This is a genomic window from Prochlorococcus sp. MIT2309, from assembly GCF_059772305.1.
Genome location: NZ_CM186282.1, coordinates 349,150 through 368,906, shown reverse-complemented (window position 1 = coordinate 368,906; position 19,757 = coordinate 349,150). Strand labels below are relative to the sequence as shown.

At 32.8% G+C, this 19,757-nt stretch carries 19 protein-coding genes; 6 read left to right on the top strand and 13 right to left on the bottom strand.

The window, feature by feature from the left end; genetic code table 11:
- Positions 1 to 5 precede the first annotated feature (5 nt).
- The 4 genes from rlmB (at position 6) to AC6EJA_RS01900 (ending at position 6,710) form a co-directional block, all read left to right on the top strand.
- The gene (gene rlmB / locus AC6EJA_RS01915) at positions 6 to 1,208 is read left to right on the top strand and encodes a 23S rRNA (guanosine(2251)-2'-O)-methyltransferase RlmB (protein WP_498502871.1); all 1,203 of its coding nucleotides are present in this window, start codon (positions 6 to 8) and stop codon (positions 1,206 to 1,208) included.
- 178 nt (positions 1,209 to 1,386) lie between these two features.
- Positions 1,387 to 1,617 carry a DUF1816 domain-containing protein gene (locus AC6EJA_RS01910; RefSeq protein ID WP_498502870.1) on the top strand — a complete coding sequence of 77 codons (231 nt, stop codon included), beginning with the start codon at positions 1,387 to 1,389 and terminating at the stop codon, positions 1,615 to 1,617.
- 42 nt (positions 1,618 to 1,659) lie between these two features.
- The gene (gene gatA / locus AC6EJA_RS01905) at positions 1,660 to 3,120 is read left to right on the top strand and encodes an Asp-tRNA(Asn)/Glu-tRNA(Gln) amidotransferase subunit GatA (RefSeq protein ID WP_498502869.1); all 1,461 of its coding nucleotides are present in this window, start codon (positions 1,660 to 1,662) and stop codon (positions 3,118 to 3,120) included.
- A 74-nt stretch (positions 3,121 to 3,194) separates the two neighbouring features.
- On the top strand, positions 3,195 to 6,710 hold the full coding sequence (locus AC6EJA_RS01900; protein ID WP_498502868.1) for a DNA polymerase III subunit alpha: 3,516 nt from the start codon (positions 3,195 to 3,197) through the stop codon (positions 6,708 to 6,710).
- Between the two features lie 9 nt (positions 6,711 to 6,719).
- Here AC6EJA_RS01900 and AC6EJA_RS01895 read toward each other — a convergent pair whose 3' ends face one another.
- The 5 genes from AC6EJA_RS01895 to AC6EJA_RS01875 are packed head-to-tail and all read right to left on the bottom strand — an operon-like array spanning position 6,720 to position 9,499.
- Positions 6,720 to 7,154, bottom strand: a complete 435-nt coding sequence (locus AC6EJA_RS01895) for a photosystem II biosynthesis protein (RefSeq protein WP_498502867.1) — start codon at positions 7,152 to 7,154, stop codon at positions 6,720 to 6,722.
- The gene (gene rpsO / locus AC6EJA_RS01890) at positions 7,151 to 7,420 is read right to left on the bottom strand and encodes a 30S ribosomal protein S15 (protein ID WP_498502866.1); all 270 of its coding nucleotides are present in this window, start codon (positions 7,418 to 7,420) and stop codon (positions 7,151 to 7,153) included. The genes AC6EJA_RS01895 and rpsO overlap by 4 nt, the downstream gene beginning before the upstream one ends.
- Positions 7,421 to 7,461: 41 nt before the next feature.
- The gene (ruvA, locus tag AC6EJA_RS01885; RefSeq protein ID WP_498502865.1) at positions 7,462 to 8,148 is read right to left on the bottom strand and encodes a Holliday junction branch migration protein RuvA; all 687 of its coding nucleotides are present in this window, start codon (positions 8,146 to 8,148) and stop codon (positions 7,462 to 7,464) included.
- A 53-nt stretch (positions 8,149 to 8,201) separates the two neighbouring features.
- The gene (locus AC6EJA_RS01880; protein WP_498502863.1) at positions 8,202 to 8,576 is read right to left on the bottom strand and encodes a glycine zipper 2TM domain-containing protein; all 375 of its coding nucleotides are present in this window, start codon (positions 8,574 to 8,576) and stop codon (positions 8,202 to 8,204) included.
- A 23-nt stretch (positions 8,577 to 8,599) separates the two neighbouring features.
- A complete protein-coding gene (locus AC6EJA_RS01875; RefSeq protein ID WP_498502862.1) occupies positions 8,600 to 9,499 on the bottom strand; it encodes a DMT family transporter in 900 nt (299 codons plus the stop codon).
- A 110-nt stretch (positions 9,500 to 9,609) separates the two neighbouring features.
- On the opposite strand from AC6EJA_RS01875, the gene dnaG reads away from it, so the two are divergent.
- Positions 9,610 to 11,637: a DNA primase gene (gene dnaG, locus AC6EJA_RS01870; protein ID WP_498502861.1), complete on the top strand. Its 2,028-nt coding sequence runs from the start codon at positions 9,610 to 9,612 to the stop codon at positions 11,635 to 11,637.
- 29 nt (positions 11,638 to 11,666) lie between these two features.
- Here dnaG and AC6EJA_RS01865 read toward each other — a convergent pair whose 3' ends face one another.
- From AC6EJA_RS01865 to AC6EJA_RS01830, 8 genes are all read right to left on the bottom strand, one after another.
- Complete coding sequence (locus AC6EJA_RS01865) at positions 11,667 to 12,188, bottom strand: DUF8637 domain-containing protein (protein ID WP_498502860.1); 522 nt, start codon at positions 12,186 to 12,188, stop codon at positions 11,667 to 11,669.
- A 12-nt stretch (positions 12,189 to 12,200) separates the two neighbouring features.
- Positions 12,201 to 13,469, bottom strand: coding sequence for a Y-family DNA polymerase (locus AC6EJA_RS01860; protein WP_498502859.1), 1,269 nt, complete (start codon positions 13,467 to 13,469; stop codon positions 12,201 to 12,203).
- Between the two features lie 3 nt (positions 13,470 to 13,472).
- A complete protein-coding gene (locus AC6EJA_RS01855) occupies positions 13,473 to 13,922 on the bottom strand; it encodes a LexA family protein (RefSeq protein ID WP_498502858.1) in 450 nt (149 codons plus the stop codon).
- A gap of 74 nt (positions 13,923 to 13,996) precedes the next feature.
- Positions 13,997 to 14,359 carry a 23S rRNA (pseudouridine(1915)-N(3))-methyltransferase RlmH gene (locus AC6EJA_RS01850; RefSeq protein ID WP_498502857.1) on the bottom strand — a complete coding sequence of 121 codons (363 nt, stop codon included), beginning with the start codon at positions 14,357 to 14,359 and terminating at the stop codon, positions 13,997 to 13,999.
- Between the two features lie 81 nt (positions 14,360 to 14,440).
- Positions 14,441 to 14,776, bottom strand: a complete 336-nt coding sequence (locus AC6EJA_RS01845) for a hypothetical protein (RefSeq protein WP_498502856.1) — start codon at positions 14,774 to 14,776, stop codon at positions 14,441 to 14,443.
- Entirely contained in the window at positions 14,773 to 15,747 is a 975-nt protein-coding gene (locus AC6EJA_RS01840; RefSeq protein ID WP_498502855.1) for a lysylphosphatidylglycerol synthase transmembrane domain-containing protein, read from the bottom strand. The genes AC6EJA_RS01845 and AC6EJA_RS01840 overlap by 4 nt, the downstream gene beginning before the upstream one ends.
- 8 nt (positions 15,748 to 15,755) lie before the next feature.
- Positions 15,756 to 17,150, bottom strand: coding sequence for a glycosyltransferase (locus tag AC6EJA_RS01835; protein ID WP_498502854.1), 1,395 nt, complete (start codon positions 17,148 to 17,150; stop codon positions 15,756 to 15,758).
- 48 nt (positions 17,151 to 17,198) lie between these two features.
- Positions 17,199 to 18,755: an ArnT family glycosyltransferase gene (locus AC6EJA_RS01830; RefSeq protein ID WP_498502852.1), complete on the bottom strand. Its 1,557-nt coding sequence runs from the start codon at positions 18,753 to 18,755 to the stop codon at positions 17,199 to 17,201.
- 171 nt (positions 18,756 to 18,926) lie between these two features.
- Between AC6EJA_RS01830 and rsmA the strand changes: the two genes are divergently transcribed.
- Positions 18,927 to 19,742, top strand: coding sequence for a 16S rRNA (adenine(1518)-N(6)/adenine(1519)-N(6))-dimethyltransferase RsmA (gene rsmA / locus AC6EJA_RS01825; RefSeq protein WP_498502851.1), 816 nt, complete (start codon positions 18,927 to 18,929; stop codon positions 19,740 to 19,742).
- The last annotated feature ends 15 nt before the right edge of the window (positions 19,743 to 19,757 follow it).

The following is a 19,757-nucleotide window of genomic DNA, read 5'->3' as shown; positions in this document are numbered from 1 at the left end:
ATCACTTGAATAAAAACAATCAAAACAATAGTTTTTCAAAAAGAACCAGACTTTCTAGTAGTACAAATAAAAATCAAAAGAAATTTAACTCTGCTCAATATAAAAATAAAGGTGATGAATATAAAAGTGTTAATGCAAGAAGAACATCAGCAAATAAGGATGGGGATTTTGATAAGAACTTTTCAAAATCTAATTTATCAAATTTTAATTCAGGCAGAAGGAATTCTTCGACGAATTCATACAAGACCAAAACCGGAAAGGATAACTTCAAAAGAAAAGACGATAATAATTACTCTAATCAAAAAAACAATAGATATCACGATAATAGTTTTAGAGAGAATAAATCTGGAGTCTCAAATCAAAATATAGATACATACAGACAACCAAGACAATACAATAATCAATTAATTGAAGTCCCAGATGATTTGATATGGGGAAGACATCCAACCTCAGCTGCATTTGAAACTGGTAGACCCATTCATAGAGTTTGGTGTACTTCAGATGTGAAAAGTTCATCAAAATTTCTCCAATATCTTAGAGAGGCAAAGGCCTCTGGAGTACTTGTTGAAGAGGTTTCATGGGCAAGATTAGCTCAATTAACTAAGGGTGCTGTTCATCAAGGAATAGTTCTCCAAACCGCAGCGGCTGAGACTCTCGATTTATCTAAATTAATTGAAGCTTGTGGAGGCATTAAAGAATCTCCTCTTCTTCTAGCTCTTGATGGATTAACCGATCCGCACAATTTAGGCGCGATAATAAGATCCGCAGAGGCTTTAGGGGCACATGGACTTGTATTGCCCCAAAGGCGAAGTGCAGGTTTAACTGGCTCAGTCGCAAAAGTAGCTGCAGGCGCGCTTGAACACTTACCAGTGGCAAGGGTAGTGAATCTCAATAGAGCCTTAGATCAGTTAAAGAAAAATGGATATTCAGTGATTGGACTTGCTGAAGAAGGGGAATTTACTCCACAAGAAGTTGATTTGGCAGGGCCTCTAGTTTTGGTTGTTGGATCAGAAGACAAGGGAATATCACTTCTTACAAGAAAAAACTGTGATCAGCTTGTAAGAATTCCTCTAAGAGGAATTACAACAAGCTTAAATGCCTCAATTGCAACCTCCATATTGCTCTATGAAATTGCAAGATCATCCTGGATGAAGTCGATATCAGGTCAATCTCCATCTCCTAAATTAGTCAAAGCTAAATTAACTTAAGATTAATTCAATTATTAATAAAATATAATATCGAAATTGTCTATCGCTAGGTTCATAAATAATTTTTTTTGACCATACATATAGTTTTGAATTCAACATTCTTCACCTGTATACATCAAAGTTTTTCTTTGATTATTCCAATAATGTAAGTAGGGTATGTTCAATAGCTTTAATTACCATGAGCCCAATCAGGGCGATACGCAGTTTAGGTAACAGTTTTGGTCTTGCTTGGTGGGCCAAAGTTGAGACCAGAGAACCAAATGTTACTTATTGGTTTGGTCCTTTCCTGACAAGAAGAAGTCTTAAGAGAAAGCTTTCAGTTTTTAAGAACGATTTGTCGGAGGAAGGCCCTCAGTCTGTTGACCATGTTCTGATACGCTGCAAAAAGGCAGAGCCTCTTACAACTTAGGTCGCAAACTAAACTTATTATTAACTTTAATCTTTGTTGATTATGTCAATATCAGAATGGCGAGAGCTCCACTCAAAAGGAGAGGTCTCCGCTAAGGAACTTGTACAAAATTACATCGCAAGAATTCAAAAAATTGACAATAAAATCAACTCATACTTAACCCTTGATATTGATAGAGCTATTTCTGAAGCCGAAAAAATTGATAGTGATCGAATAGCAGGATATGATTTGCCACCTTTAGCAGGAATACCATTTGGAATAAAAGATAATCTTTGTACAAAAGGACTTAAAACAACTTGCTCCAGCCGAATGTTGGAGAATTTTGTACCTCCATACGAATCGACTGTCACTGAAAGATTAAGAAAAGCTGGTGCGATAGTTCTTGGAAAAACAAATCTGGATGAATTTGCTATGGGCAGCTCAACAGAAAATTCTGCCTTTGGAGCTACATCGAATCCATGGGACATAACGCGAGTACCTGGAGGAAGTTCTGGCGGAAGTGCTGCTGCCGTAGCCGCTGATTTGTGTATGGCTTCGCTTGGATCAGATACAGGTGGTTCCATAAGGCAACCTGCTTCTTTTTGTGGTGTTGTTGGAATGAAGCCTACTTATGGGCGTGTCAGTAGATGGGGGCTGATTGCTTTTGCAAGTTCACTTGATCAAATAGGGCCATTCTCTAGATGTGTTTCCGACACTGCTGAAATTTTAACGGTCATTTCAGGTAAAGATCCCAAAGATTCAACTTGCCTAGATGCTCCCGTCCCTAATTACTCAAGTTCACTTAATCAATCAATATCTGGACTAAAAATCGGACTCATAAACCAATGCTTCGATCAACCAGGATTGTCTGAAGAGGTTAAAGCTTCTACTTTGGTTGCCGCCGAAAAATTCAAGTCTCTTGGAGCTGAGTTGATTAATATAGATTGCCCTTGCTTCAATCAAGGAATTGCCACTTATTACGTAATCGCTCCATCTGAGGCATCAGCAAATTTAGCTAGATATGACGGAGTTAAATACGGATATAGATCAAGAAGAATAGATAATCTACTGGACATGACATCATCAACTAGGTCAGAAGCCTTTGGAAATGAGGTGAAAAGGCGGATTTTGATAGGAACCTATGCTCTTTCAGCTGGCTATGTGGATGCATATTATAAAAAAGCGCAAAGAGTAAGAACTCTTATTAGATACGAATTTGATGAAGCATTTAAAAAGGTGGATGTATTGTTAACGCCTACATCTCCATCAACGGCTTTTAAGGCTGGTTCTCGTGATAATGACCCTTTATCTATGTATCTTTCTGATCTTCTAACAATCCCTGCCAATCTTGCTGGTTTGCCAGCAATCAGTCTCCCATGTGGTTTCGACGAGGGTGGATTGCCCATAGGATTGCAGTTGATTGGAAATGTTCTTGAGGAACAAATGCTTCTAAGAGTTGCACATAGTTATGAAAAGACATCGGATGTTATGAAAAATAAACCAGTTTGTGAATTTATACCTTGAGCGATCCTAACGCTTTCTGTAGTGCTTGACTTTTAAGTGTACCCTCTATGTAGTGCATATTGGTTTAAAGGGCAGTGAGCTTTGTTCCTCTTCATAACCACAGTGATTACAGCCTTCTTGATGGAGCCAGTCAGCTACCAAAAATGGTCGAAAGGGCTAAAGAATTGGAGATGCCTGCCTTAGCTCTTACTGATCATGGTGTTATGTATGGTGCTATTGAGCTCTTGAAACTTTGTAGCACTGCGGGAATTAAGCCAATCATTGGCAATGAGATGTACATAATAAACGGATCAATTCATGATCCTCAACCAAAAAAAGAACGTAGATATCATCTTGTCGTGTTAGCTAAAAATTCTATAGGCTACAGGAACCTAGTAAAACTTACCACCATCAGTCATCTCAACGGTATGCGTGGCAGAGGTATTTTTTCTAGACCTTGTATTGACAAAGAGGTTTTAAAAAAACATAAAGAAGGTTTAATAATCTCAACAGCTTGCTTGGGTGGAGAAATCCCTCAGGCTATTTTGAGAGGAAGAGTTGATGTCGCCAGGCATATTGCCTCTTGGTATAAGGAAAATTTTCATGATGATTTTTATTTAGAAATACAGGATCATGGCTCGATTGAAGATAGGATCGTAAATGTTGAAATTATTAAAATTGCAGAAGAGTTAAATATAGAAGTTATTGCAACTAATGATGCACATTATCTTTCTAAAAATGATGTTGAAGCTCATGACGCTCTTTTGTGTGTACTAACAGGAAAATTGGTTACAGAAGAAAAGAGATTGAGATATACGGGAACAGAATATATAAAATCTAAGGATGAAATGTTGAAACTATTTGTTGACCATGTTGATCAGAAAGTAATTGAATCAGCTATAAATAATACTCTAAAAATAGCAGATAAAGTAGAAGAATATCCTATCTTGGGTAACTATAAAATGCCGAACTTTCCCATTCCAAAGGATATAAGTGCCCTTGATTATCTTAAAAATGTTTCTCTGGAAGGTTTAAAACAACGTTTCTCTGTTAAAAATGAATCTGAAATTGGAAATGAATATTTACAACGTTTAGATCATGAGATCAAAATTATTGATCAAATGGGCTTCCCAACCTATTTTTTAGTCGTTTGGGACTACATAAGATTTGCGAGAGAGAAAGGAATTCCAGTTGGTCCAGGAAGAGGATCTGCTGCTGGTTCCCTTGTTGCTTATGCGTTAAGCATCACTAATATTGACCCAGTAGAATATGGGCTTTTATTTGAACGCTTTTTAAATCCTGAGAGAAAATCTTTACCTGATATTGATACTGATTTTTGTATTCAACGGAGAGGAGAGGTTATTGATTACGTAACTGAAAGGTATGGAGAGGACAAAGTAGCTCAAATTATTACTTTCAATAGAATGACATCTAAAGCTGTTTTAAAAGATGTAGCTCGAGTTTTAGATATTCCTTACGGGGATGCTGATCGGTTAGCAAAATTAATTCCTGTCGTAAGAGGAAAACCTGCGAAATTATCAGCAATGATTGATAAAGAGACACCAAATAAAGAATTTAGAGACAAGTACTTAAATGATCCTCAAATAAAGAAATGGGTTGATATGGCTATACGAATTGAGGGCACAAATAAAACATTTGGAGTTCATGCGGCTGGTGTTGTAATTGCGGCTGATCCTCTTGATCAATTAGTTCCTCTTCAAAGAAATAATGAAGGACAAATAATAACTCAATATTTTATGGAGGATATCGAATCATTAGGTCTCTTGAAAATGGACTTTTTAGGATTAAAAAATTTAACTATGATCAATAAAACGATTGACCTTTTAAATGACACTCTAGGGCAAAGAATTGACCCAGATAAATTACCTCAAGATGATAAAAAGACATTTGATTTACTCTCCAGAGGTGATCTAGAGGGTATATTCCAATTAGAGTCTAGTGGCATGAAAAGTATAGTAAAGGAGCTAAAACCTTCATCTTTAAATGATATTTCATCAATTCTTGCTTTATATCGTCCTGGTCCATTAGATGCAGGCCTTATTCCTAAATTTATAAATAGAAAACATGGTAAGGAAACTATTGATTTCCCACATAATCTTTTGAAGCCTATTTTGAAAGATACATATGGAATCATGGTTTATCAAGAGCAAATCATGAAAATTGCTCAGGATCTTGCAGGGTACTCTCTTGGTCAAGCGGATTTATTAAGAAGAGCAATGGGAAAGAAAAAAATAAAAGAAATGGAGAGACATAGGCAGTTATTTGTTCAAGGTTCCGCTAATAAAGGTGTTGAGTCTAAATTAGCTGATAAACTTTTTGATCAAATGGTTCTTTTTGCAGAGTATTGCTTCAATAAAAGTCACTCCACAGCGTATGGCGCAGTTACTTATCAAACTGCTTATTTAAAAGCTCATTATCCTGTGGCATATATGGCCTCTCTTTTAACTGTAAATTCAGGATCTAGTGACAAGGTTCAAAGATACATATCAAATTGTAATTCTATGGGAATTGAAGTCATGCCTCCAGATATTAATTCATCTGGCTTGGATTTTACACCTATAAAAAATAGTATTTTGTTTGGTCTCTCTGCAGTACGAAATTTGGGGGATAACGCTATAAATTGTTTGATTGAATCTCGTATTACTGATGGTAAATTCCAGAGTTTGGCAGAGCTTTGTGACAGAATTCCCTCTCAAACTCTTAATCGAAGAGCTCTTGAATCTTTAATTCATTGCGGTGCTTTAGATCAACTCAAAAGTTCATCAAATAGAGCTCAGATGATAGCAGACCTTGATTTAATAATTGATTGGTCTAACTCTCGTGCTCGTGACAGATTAAGCGGTCAGGGTAACTTGTTTGATTTCTCAAGTTCATCAGATAAGTTACCTAAACAACATGATTTTCTTACTGCTCCAAGTGCAAAAAAAATAGATGATTATTCAGCTAATGAAAAGTTAAAACTAGAAAAAGAGATTCTTGGATTTTATTTATCTGATCATCCTCTCAAGCAACTTTCAAGACCTGCAAGGTTAATTGCGCCAATATGTATCTCAAACTTAGAAGATCAGAAGGATAAAAATAAGGTTAGTTGTATTGCCATGATCCCAGAAATTAGAAAAGTCATAACACGAAAAGGAGACGCTATGGCAATTATTAAATTAGAGGACTTAACCGGTTGCTGCGATGCAGTTGTTTTTCCTAAAAGCTATCAAAGACTTTCTGAGTATTTAATTACTGAGACAAGATTACTTGTTTGGGCGTCTGTTGATAAAAGGGATGAAAATACTCAATTAATACTTGACGATTGCAGAGAAATTGATGACCTCAGATATCTCTTGATTGACCTAGATCCTCATCAAGCTAAAGATATCAGTATTCAGCATAAACTGCGGGAATGTTTATACAAACACCGTCCTAATAAAGATGAATTAGGAGTAAGAATTCCTGTTGTTGCCTCTATCACGAATTCCTCAAAAGTTAGCTACGTAAGGTTTGGGCATCAATTTTGTGTCAAAGATGGAAGCTTAGCTATCGAATCTTTGAAAAAAAACTCTTTTAAGGCATCTTTAAGCGAAAGCTTATTGAATTAAAAGAATTTATTATTCTGATGAATTTGCTTTAAAGGCATTTTTTACTCTACTTATGTTTGGTTTTATGTTTTCAATACCAAAAAAGCTTCCATTATCTTTTTCCCAACTTGCTGAGAGTATCCCATAACTTAATCCAACTAAACCAACAAAAAAACAAGTGCCTGAGGATATCAATGTCACAACGGGAGGTATTTCGGCAATTCCTTGTGTTATCAAAATGTAGCTTCCTACAAAAACACCCATACCAGCCACTGTTGGTATCCCAGTGGCTATAGCTATTCTCCTTGCCATCCGATTAGCTACATATTTTGGTATTTCGTTGGATTCAGATGATGAGATTTTCTTTTTCTTTTTCTTTTTCTGTTGATCAAGTGATTTGTACTGAAAACCCGATTGATTAATCTCATTTTCAAAATTAACAGATTTGGCTGATTTTTTGTTCATCCTCTGATTGACAGCTTCGTAATAAGCTCAGTGTATCTCTTCTCACTTTTCTGTTTGACGTAATTTAAAAGACGCTTCCTTTGACCAATCATTTTTAGAAGTCCCTGCCTAGAGGAGTAATCATGAATGTTGCCCTGGAGGTGGTCACTAAGTTTTGATATGCGCTTGGTTAGCATTGCAACTTGAATCTCTGCTGATCCAGTATCGGTTGGGTGCGTTTGATGATCATTGATCAGTTCTTGTTTTTCTTCTGTATTGAGTGACATGCCTTGAATGAACTTTATGAATTTCCTATTAATTTAACTCCTCATGACCCTTTTGATAAAACATTTTGACTTAACAATAAAAGTGCTTGCTTGAGATATGCGTCAAATGTACTGTCATTCAATAGAGGCATTGCTGAAGTTGTTTTTGGAGCATCCACAGTTTGTTCCAAGAGAATAGTATTGATTACTTGATCAATCTGTGAGACTTCGTAGTCGAGATCAATTAGAATCTTTCTCAATTCCTCTTCAAGGGTTATGGCTTCATTATTTTCAAAGTGAGGTTTTGTTGTATTTTTCAGACGATCTCCCAAGTCAATCTTTTTCAATTTATTTTTTAATTCAACTATTAATCTTTGAGCAACTCTTTTACCAACTCCATTGGCCTTTGATAGTTTATTAATATCCTCTTTTATAATTAAAGAAGTTAATTCTGATGGTCGATACTCCTCTAACAATGACAAAGCAATTTGAGGACCTACCCCGTTAACCTTAATGATTTTTCTAAACATATTTCTTTCTAATTTATTTATAAATCCAAAAAGTATGTACTCATCATCCCTAATTACTTGATGTACCCAAAGACTTATTTCCTCTTTGTCTTCGATGAATGATTTTGATATGGAGAGTATTCTTATTTCGTAACCTACACCAGCATTTGCAAGAACAATCCCATATCTATTTCCATTATTCCAACTATCAATTAATTTACCACTCAGCCAACTAATCATTGTTATATAGATAAATTTTATATGAATTCTTTGTTATGTGTGTTTTAAATTTTTCAACCTCCATCGATTTGACATCCTACCAATGCTCCAGTTACTCCGCCAGCTGGTATTGCCCAAAGTCTGCCTTTACCTCTTGAACTTGATGCTGCAATTCCCGCTCCAAGCAAGCCTCCTATCAGCGTACCCTCCTTGCAATCATTTGTATCAGCTTTGGGATATTTACCATCACATGGAACCTCTACATACTCATACCAATTTCTTACATAGCCTGGACTTTCCGGGGTGCCAGGAATGAATTCCTCACGATATTCTTTTCTAGTACAGGTTCTGGTACTTGTGTAGGAGGATCTTCTGTGGGATTGGACATCCTCTGCAAGGGCGGGAAGCGTGGAACCAAAACAGAACAAAATTGCAAGAATAATTTTCATGGAAAACCAAATGCATATTTATATTAGAGGATTTTTACTTTGTTGCTAACACTTATGAGTGTTGCGATGAGAATAAAAATGGCTCCAATTACAAGGTACTCGTTTATTTCCTCAGAAAAAATGAATATGCCCCAAATCGTTGCAAAAAGAACTTGGCAATAGTTAATTGAACTTGCTTTTGCCGCAGGTAAAATTTTTAAACCATTAGTAATTGCGATTTGACCTATTTGGGTGAATATACCGATTCCAATGATGTAAATCCAATCAGAACCTATGGGCAAAACTCCATTATTAATAACAAGCGGTAAAGTAAGAGGAACGGAAACAAAGGGAAAGTAATGAACAATAACTAATGGATCCTCACTACTTGATAGTTTACGAACACATATGTAGGCTAATGCTGTTAGAAGAGCACCTAATATAGCAATAGAAACGGAACCTATTGAAAGTTGTATTCCCTCTAAAATTAGCCATTTGGGTTGAATTATAAGGAATATTCCAAACCAACCAATTAGAACAGAACTTATAGTTAATTTATTTATTTTCTCTTTTAAAAAGATCCAAGCAGATATTGTAGTAAATGTAGGGTATGAATATTGGAGTATAGTAGCTGAGGCTAAAGGCAATAATTCCAGCGCCTTAAAGATACATAATAATGCACCAGTTCCTAATACTCCCCTAAGTAATAGAAGACCCTTATTTTTCCCCCACGGATTTATTTTGCGACTATAAAGCATAAATCTAGTAATTAAGAGACTTATAAGTGCACGAGCAAATACTAGTTCATAAAAAGGGATTTCTCCTTTTAATTGTTTAACACATACCGTCATTAAACTAAATGAAAGTGCACTAAAAATAAGTTGCTTTGTTCCATCAAGTTCTTCTTTATTTATTTCTAATAATTGACTTAATTTAATATTCATAAAGTAAAAAATTATTTATCTTTGTTTTAAATTTTTTTTTGATTCTTTTAGTTTGTTCACTTTAGGAAATTATTCATCGTAAAAACTTTCAAATGTATCAGAATAAGAATATGGCTATTGAGCGCTTTCACCCTAGAACCATAGAGGCCGTCAAAGAACGGGCTGATATTGTTGATATTGTTGGTGAGCACGTTGTTTTAAAAAAGAGGGGCAGAGAATTTGTAGGCATATGCCCTTTTCATGACGACAGTAAGCCCTCTATGACAGTATCGCCAGCTAAACAATTTTATTATTGTTTTTCTTGCGGTGCTGGAGGTAATTCCATTAAATTTTTGATGGAGTTTCAGCGCCAAAGTTTTAGCGAAGTTGTACTTGATCTTGCTCGTAAATATCAGCTTCCTATTGAAACATTTGATGGTCCACAACAAGAGCGCTTTAAGAAACAACTCAATAGAAAGGAGTCATTACATAACGTACTTTCATTAGCCTCTGGTTGGTTTGTTAGCCAGTTGAATTCACCAATAGGAACTGAATCTCTCTCTTATTTAAATAAACGAGGTTTTTCTCTTGGCACTATTAAAAAATTTGCATTGGGTTTTTCACCTAATAATTGGGATAGTCTTTTTAAATATTTGAGTTCAGTCGAAAATGTCTCTACTGATTTGATAGAAGCTTCTGGTTTAATTGTTCCTCGAAAAGGAGGAAATGGTTTTTATGATCGATTTAGAAATAGAATCATGATCCCCATATTTGATCAACAAAAAAGAGTGATTGGATTTGGTGGTCGAAGTATTGATGGATCTGAACCAAAGTATCTAAATTCACCTGAAACTGAAATCTTTCATAAGGGTAAACATTTATATGGTCTTGATAAAGCTGCAAGTTCAATAAGAAAAGAAGACTCTGCTGTTGTTGTGGAGGGGTATTTTGATGTTATTTCGCTTCATGAGGCAGGAATTTGTAACGCTGTAGCCTCCTTAGGTACTGCTATTAATAATCAGCAAATTACGCATCTTTGTCGATGCACTGATAGTAAAAAAATTTATATTAATTTTGACAGTGATTCAGCCGGAATAAGAGCTGCTAACAGAGCTATTTCAGAAGTTGAACAGATGGCAATGCAGGGACAATTAGAATTAAGGGTTCTCCAATTGCCCTCCGGAAAAGATCCAGATGAATATTTAAATGAACACACCCCACAAGATTATAAGAATCTATTAGAGAAAGCTCCTCTATGGCTTGATTGGCAGATAGCCAATGTTATGGATGGATTGGATTTGAGTAAATCTGAGAATTTTCAAAGTGCGGTAACTGGCATTGTTCAACTTCTCGGAAAACTTCCTCACTCAGCATTAAGAACTCACTACATTCAGAAAGTTTCTGAAATTCTCAGCGGAGGACATGCTCGATTAGCAATTCAGTTGGAGGAAGACCTTCGAAATCAAATAAAAGGACAACGCTGGCATGGTCGGTCTAAGAAATTTGAGCAGCCAGGAGAATCCAACATAAGGGAACGCTGTGAGGCTGATATTTTAAGACTATATATTCATTGCCCAACCCATAGAGCAACTATTCGAAAAGAATTAAGACTCAGAGAAATTGATGATTTTGCTTTTCATCATCATCGGCTATTGTGGGCTGCTATTAATGAAATCGAAGAAGAAAAAGTTGATTCCATAACGCTTGAATCTATCAATAGGGGAGATAACTCAGGTGATTTATTAATTGATATAGATCTCTTAAGTTTACTATTTGATCAGTTAATTAATCACGAAAATAAGATTCTTTCAAAAGTCACCTCCTTATTGCAACCTGGAGAATATGAATTAACTGCTATGTTAAAACCTTACCCTCAATTAATTGGTGCAGCTTCTATTTTAGAGAGACAAAAGTCTCTTAAGAGATGTAGACATTTAATTGAATCTTGGAGTTCTCAAAGACTTGAAACTTTAGAGCAATGCATAGCCTCTTTGATAGAAAATGAAGATATTTTATCATCTGAGAATATACAGATAGAGGAAAAGATAAATTCAATGTTTAAAAAATTAAATAATGATGCGTTGAATTTTCAGGATTTATATTATCAAGAAAGAAAACACATTTCCTTTCTTGATAATCAAAGATGTTCTAATTTATGAAAATATAATAACAAATTTATCTGATATCATTATAAGCAATATTGTTTTAATGAATTAATAATTAATCTAGGTCTATCTTCAATTAAATACGCCTGGTATTCGTGATCTTTTTTCTTTGAAATATATGATGAACCTCTCAACGCTTCAAGTTTATATGGATGTATTTTTAGCTTTCCTGCTGCTGATAAATCAATTAAATTACCATTATTACAGTGTTGAGCGATATGCACAGCTTCATGCCTGAGTGCTCGTCTAATATAGATTGCCGTTTTATTTATTTGATTATCACTATTTAGACTATTGATAAAATAACCTCCTCTAGATTTGGCATTATTTGTACATATAACCACTTTTTTTTGCTTGTTTTTAAAAAATCCAAAATATTGCTCCCCCAATAAACAAAGAGGAGTATTTTCCTCTACTGAGTATCCTGCTTGTTGTATTATATTTAATATTGCTTGTTCTTGAGATTTCAAAAATAGTAGAAATTCCATTTTTAAAGCTGTATTAGTAAATCTATTTCTATATATAATATCACTTAATTTGAACATTTCTATTATCTTTTATGCTTTAACAATAGCAATATCTTCAATTTTGGTTGTCGCAGCTTTTGTTAAACTCTCTCTTTTCATTGACCATTCTTTATTCATGCCACAAACACACCAAGTAATTGTATCTTTGCCATATCGTGTATTCAAATGATCAATTGTTTTCATAAGTGATTCTTGATTTTTATAAACTTTTGGATTGTTTTTTAATTTCATATATTGTTGTATATAACTATTGCTTTGCAATTCTTGCATGATTACACCTGCTTTAACTAAATTGTAATTTGGCTCATATATTTTATCTATTAATGATAAAGAAGCTCTTATTAGAATGAATGTGTTATTGGATGGTATATCTAGATTAATTGTTGCACTTTTACTATATTTCTTCTTTGTATATGAGTTTGTCCTTACAAAAATTGTTATAGATCTTGCTAATTGACTTTGTTCTCTTAATTTTAGAGCTGCCCTAGCAACGTATGTTGCAATTGCTTGCATTAATTCTTTTTTACTTTTTATAGCTCTACTAAAACTTCTGCTTACACAAGTTTCTTTTTTAGGAGTGTTTTTTTCTTTAAGTTCTATGCAACTGTTTCCTTTTAACTCTTCTTGTAGTCTTATTCCTACTACTCCATATTTAGCCTTTAATTTATTTGTATTCATATTTCTAAATTGTAATGCATTTGTTATTCCATTAAGTCGACACCAATAGGCTACCTTTTTACCAATTCCCCATATATCTTCTATATCTATTAATGCTAGCAATTTTTCAATATTTTCATGTGTATTTATATCACAGATACCTGCATATATTTCTGTATTTTTTGCCAGATGATTAGCAATCTTGGCTTGTACTTTTGTTATACCAATCCCTACTGCAATTGGTAATCCGATATCTCTATATACTATAGATCTTAAATTCTGTGCCCATCTAATTAAATTATAATCTTTTGGCCTATTTATTTCGACAAATGCTTCATCAATAGAATATATTTCTATATTTTTACTATGTTTTTGTAATATCTTCATTAATCTTTGACTCATATCACCATAAAGTTCGTAATTTGAACTACAAACGATTGCATTTATTTTATCTAATTTATTCTTAGCCTTGAAATATGGTTCTCCCATTTTTATTTTAAATTCTTTTGCTTCTGCACTTCTGGAAATAATACATCCATCATTATTAGATAAAACTATCACTGGTTTACCTCTAATTGAAGGATTAATCATTTGTTCACATGATGCATAAAAATTATTCGCATCTATTAGCGCTATTGCCATAATTCAATGTATTCTTGATGGTATATTTAAATTATGTATACAGTAGATTGCTACTCCCCATATTTGCACCATTTTATATTTAGTTAATTCAATTGGCGGGTATTCAGGATTCTCTGCCTCTAAATAGAATTTATTATTATTATTACTTAGTCTTTTTAATGTAAAAGAACCATCTAGTACTGCTATAACAATTTGACCTGGTTTTGGGTTTATACTTTTATCTACAATGATTAGATCACCATCATTAATACCCGCATTTATCATTGAATTACCGCTTACTCTCATGAAAAAAGTACTAGAAGGATTTCTAATTAACTGTTCATTTAAATCAATTCCAATATCAATATAATCATCTGCTGGAGATGGAAAACCTGCAGATATTTTCTCAATAGCAAATGGAAGCTTCAAGTCAGCTCTTTCTTCGCTAGTAAAAGCTCTAAAAAGTTGCCCCACCTAATTTAAGCTATAGTACAAGCGTACTATAGCTTAAATTAGGTGGGGATGTTGCCTTGTAAGTTGATTATGAATTATTTGCGATGATATGGACTACCCTGAGAAATGGATTGAGCTCTATATATTTGTTCAAGAAGTAAGAGGCGAGCTAATTCATGAGTAAAAGTAAAAGATGAAAGACAAAAATGCCACTTACCAATATCTTTTACTTTTTTTGCTAATCCATTGGGACCGCCAATTATGAATACAAGATTTTGACTTTCAAATGATAGGAGTGTTCTTGAAAATGCTAAAGAGGATAATGGTTTATATTCTTCACCCAAGATTATAATAATTTCATTTTCCTTTAATTTAGAGAGTATTAAATTACCTTCATTATATATGGTTGAGTCTTTTATTTCTGTAATCGTAATGCCCGGAAGTCTTTTTAAATACATTTTAACTCCCATATTTATCCATTGTTTACGGATTTTCCCAACAGATATTATTCGGTATTTATTTACTTTGATCAAAATAATTTAAATATAATCATCTTCTTCTAGGAGAAGATATTTAAATGTTGAATAAAGATCATGATCTAATTCATTATCTGAGATGTCTTTTCTAATTTGCTGATTTGATGTTTTTTCTAAATTTTCGAGCTTTTTTAATAAATGAGTTGAGATGTTTCCATCTTCACTTGCTTCCATAAGTGAGTGGAATAAATTTTGTGGATTATCTTCATTTTCAATTTTTTGTGAAAAGGATTTTTCTTCTTTTATTTTAATTGGTGTATTCTTTGGCTTTGGTAATTCCTTAGGGAGAGAACGACCAAGTTTTTCAAGCCTTTCAAGAGATTTCGAATCAAAACTCATTTAAGTGATTGGTAATTAGTGCTTAGTGTTGAGTTTAAATCTTTTTGAAGTAAGAGTGTTGAAAATCCTACAACACATGGGATTAATAAAGTATAAGTTCGAACTAAAAATGTTGCAGTTATTGCCTCGGCTTGACTAGACCCAAAAGCTAGGGCAAGACCAATGCCAGTAGATTCACTTGTTATTAGTCCTGCTGGTAGGAATGAGATGGCTCCGCCTATTCCCATAAGTGTTCTAATAATTAAACTTTCTTTAAATGTTATCCCTGCATCAAGATAGTAAAAAGTAAGAAATAGTATTAATGATTCCATTAACCATGTGATTGAGCAGAGTATCAAGGAAATTAATATTGGTTTTGGTTTATTAATATATTTTTTATAAAAACTACATTTCTTGGCTATTTCTATTATTTTTATAAAAAATTTCGAATTTCTTATTTTTTTGTTTATAAATAGGTTTCCGAATTTCTTAATATATAAATAAACAGATTTATTATATAATTCATTAGAGGAAATTTTCAAAAAGAATATATAAAATAAAATAAAATAGAAAATATAAATTTCTTTATTTAAAGCTAAAAATATTAATATTACTGCGCTTAAAAGATCGATTATTCTCTCAAAGATAGTAGCAAATATACCCACCTCTAGAGCTATATTATGTCTTTTTAATAGCCAATAAGATCTAATGGCCTCACCACTTCTTGCAGGTGCTGCTATAAATGAGAGTCCAGCGATATAAATCTTAAGATTCTTGATATAACCAATATTGGTCCCTATCTTATAAAGAATATAATTCCATCTCAAGGAAAGAGTAAATTGTCCAATAGATATAAATATTAAGCTTAAGCAATAAAATCCAATAGGAATGTTTCTTATAGTTTCTTTAAGTTCGTTTACTCCGGTTAATAAAATAGATAACGAATAGAAGAAAAATACTATGGCTAATATTTTTATCCAGTTTAATTTCATAATAAAATTTACTTGATGAATCTAAGTTTTTTTGCTGCCACTAAACACATTTTTAAGAGAATTAGTCCTTCTTTAATATGAGCAATGTTTGAGGATCCATATGTTCTTTCTTGATATCGAATAGGAACTTCAGATATTTTTAAATTTAATTTACTAGCTCCAAAAAGAAGGTCAAAATCTCCAAATGGATCAAAATCACCAAAATAACTTCTACCTTTCTGTAAATCAATATAGTCATTTTTCCAAATTACCTTTGTTCCACAAAGTGTATCTTTTAATCTTTGCCTTAAAAGCCATGAAAAAATTAAGGCAAAGAATCGATTTGCCATTGTATTGAGCAAGGGCATTGCCTCATTGGATCTTGGATAAACTAAACGACATCCATTAACAAATTCTGCACTCCCATCACTCATTGCTTGTACAAAACGTGGTAAATCTTCTGGCATAACAGTTAAATCAGCATCTAATATTATTAATAATTCTCCCTTTGCTTTCTCAAACCCCAACCAAACTGCATCAGCCTTCCCTTTGCCTTTTTGTTGTAGTTTCTCTAATTTAAAAGGGCCTTTGTAATTCATGCATATTTCATTAATCTTCCCCCAGGTGTTGTCTGATGAGTGACCCTCAACAAAAATTATTTCTGTTGCAGATCCCAGTGATGGCATACGCTCAATTGCTTGCTCAATATTTCCAGATTCATTTCTAGCAGGAATAATCACACTAACTGTAGGATCAAGTTTTTCAACAGGTTTGAGTCTTGCAACCATCCAGTGTGTTAGGCCAAGTGATTCAATTATTGGGGCTTGACTTATCCATCTATTTGCAATTGATGTGATAAAGGGAATTTTTCTAGGAACCAAACATCTATTACCACGTTTTATTATTTCCCATCCTGATATATCAAGTAAATTTATTATGTCATTAGGTGTTAACCAACTCTCTGGTGGCTGAGGCTCTCTTTGATTAAATCTCTCTGCAATTTTTAGGAATGGTTGCCATAGCCAATTGTGAAAAGTTATGATAACTCTAGTCTTTCTATTAGAAAATAATTTAAGTTTCTCAAGAAGTGCCTGGACATCATTAATAGTGTTGAGTGTATTGTTAATTACAATAACTTCAAATGGCTCCTCTTCTCCAATATTTTGAGGTGTAATATTTTCGGCGTCAGCAATTTTAATGATTAAATTATTGTATTTTAAAGAAGATTCATTAGCTATATTTTTATCAATTTCTATCCCAACTCCATGAGAAGGATTAAGTTTACTTAGTAAATCTCCTGTACCTGATCCGATTTCTAATATTCGTTTGCCAGCAGGAACTAGAAGTTTGTGTAGAGTCTCTAAGTCTCGATAGTAAATTTTATTTTTATTTTTGTAATAAGATTTAGGTAGTCTTTTATTCATTTTTAGATTGACTATCTTTTAACTATACAGGATCAGATACTAGTTTTTTTATAGTCTCCCTTCCTTTTTTACCAGAATCCAAGGAGCTATTAGGTCATCTTTAAAAATAATTTCATAATTATTAAAGTCAATTGCAGTCTCATTCTTTCTTGTCCATATGGGAGTTTGTGTAGAGTATATATCAATTTTCTCTATCTTTTTATCATCTATATTGGTGTAAAGGCCAATTTTGACCAGTAATGAAAATTCTTTATTTGACAGTTCTCCACTATAAAAGACCTTGCTTTTATTTGTTAATGTAACTTGCGATGTAAATTCCTGTTTTAAAAGATTTTTTATTTGAGGATGTCTGTTTGAAAAAATTCCTCTTTGGACTAAAAATGAAAATGCTAGGTATGGACCTATTAAAATTAACATTAAAAAAGCTTTATAACTTCTAGTAAAGACTATTAGTATCCATGATATAGAAATTAGTAAAATCGAAATACAAATTGTTATATAGAAATAATTATTGTATGTAGAATTTAAATTCATATATTGAAAAGTATATATTATTATTGATAAAAACAATAGACCTATTAAAATAAAAATATTTTTTATTAATTTAAATTCAGAATATCGAAGAATGATATCTCTAATTTGATAGCTTGCAAGAATTGAAATAAAAGGCGATATCTGTAATGGATAATAACTGGTTTTTGTTTTAAATAATGAAAGTAAACTTACAAGTATAAGGGGATATATTATAAGTATCAATTTTTCTGGATAATTTTTTCTTTTTAAAATTTTTATTGATGAGAGTATTGCTAATATACTCCACGGGAAATGAGTTATCAGGATATTCCATATGTAGAAATAATTTGATTGACTATATTTTTCGCTTGTTGATAGATCAGTAATTTTATAAAAAAGAAGGCTAACAGAATCGATTCCATATTCATTTATACTTTTATAAATCCATAAAACTAATGGAATGAATCCGATAACGAAGCCTAACCAAAAGTATTTATTTTTAATTATGTAATACCTTTGAATATATATAAATGGTATTAGAGAAATTATAAAAACAAGTATCATTGCTGTTTTAAAAAATGTCGCTATACCTATGCAAATACCGATAATAAGAAAATTGTAATTACTATCATTTTCTCTGATTCTATATAATTTATATATACAAAATATCTCAATTGCAACTAAGGACATATCTTGCGTAGAAAGATGTAAATTGTCTACCCAAATATAAGAAGTTAGTAATATTATTGGAGTAATGAAATAGTACTTATTCCCTATTAAAAGATTTGAAAGTTTGGTAGAATATACTATGCAACAACATCCTGCAATTAAGGATGGTACATGTGCCGCAAATATATTTTTTCCCAGGATCATTTGAGATATTGCTATTGTCCATTGAGTTAATATTGTTCTGTCATACAATATTTCACCCCACCATGATGGTGCTATCCAATTATTATTATCTATTATCCATTTTGCCTGTAGAGCATAGAATCCTTCATCTTGTGATATGTAGCTTCTTTCTCCAAAATATATGAAAATAGGCAATGAAATGAAAAGTAGGAATATTGTCCTCTTATTTATATTATGCATAAGCTCATCTTAACTTATCATTCTAAAATATTTTACCTTATTTTTTATAACTAACAAAAAATTAGCTCTACCGTTTATGGAAGTTTTTATTAATATTAAAGAATAGAAACATATTAATACAAACATAATAGTAATAATTATATTTAACGTATAGAATTATAATAACGTCCTTTGTCTAGGCATAAGCCGAGAAAATCACTTGGTCAACATTGGTTAGTTGATCAGAGTGTATTAGAACGAATAGTAATAGCTTCTAATATAAAATCCACTGATACGATTCTAGAAATTGGACCTGGCAAGGGTTTTTTGACAGAAAAACTTTTATCTAGTCAGGCTTCAAATGTTTATGCAATTGAGATTGATAGAGAATTAGTTCCTTTTTTAGTAAAGAAATTTTCGTGTAATGATAAATTTTCTATTACTGAAGGAGATTTTCTTCGCGAAGATCTTACATTTCCTAATCAAATTTCACCAAATAAAGTAGTGGCAAATATTCCCTACAACATTACCGGCCCAATCCTAGAGAGATTGCTTGGGAAGCTGGGGTACCAACCCATAAGCTTTTTCTCAAGACTTGTTCTATTAGTTCAAAAAGAATTTGCAGATCGAATTTTAGCAAAGCCATCTGAATCTACCTTCAGTGCTTTAAGTGTGAGAGTTCAGCTTATGTCAATTGTCAGAGAGGTATGTAGTGTAGATCCAACATCTTTCATGCCCCCCCCAAAGGTTGATTCAAAGGTTATTGTTCTAGAACCAATAGAACTTAACAAACGTCTCCCACAAAAAACAGAAATAATGATTGATAGACTCTTGCGAACTGCATTCATGTCCCGCAGAAAGAAATTAAAAAATACGTTGTCTAAAATAATATCTTCTGAGGATATGAATTCAATATCAAAGGATTTAAAAATTAATCTAGAACAAAGACCCCAGGAACTTTCATTGCAAAATTGGACAACAGTTGCTAATTTTTTAACTTCTTTATGAAACTAATTATGTATT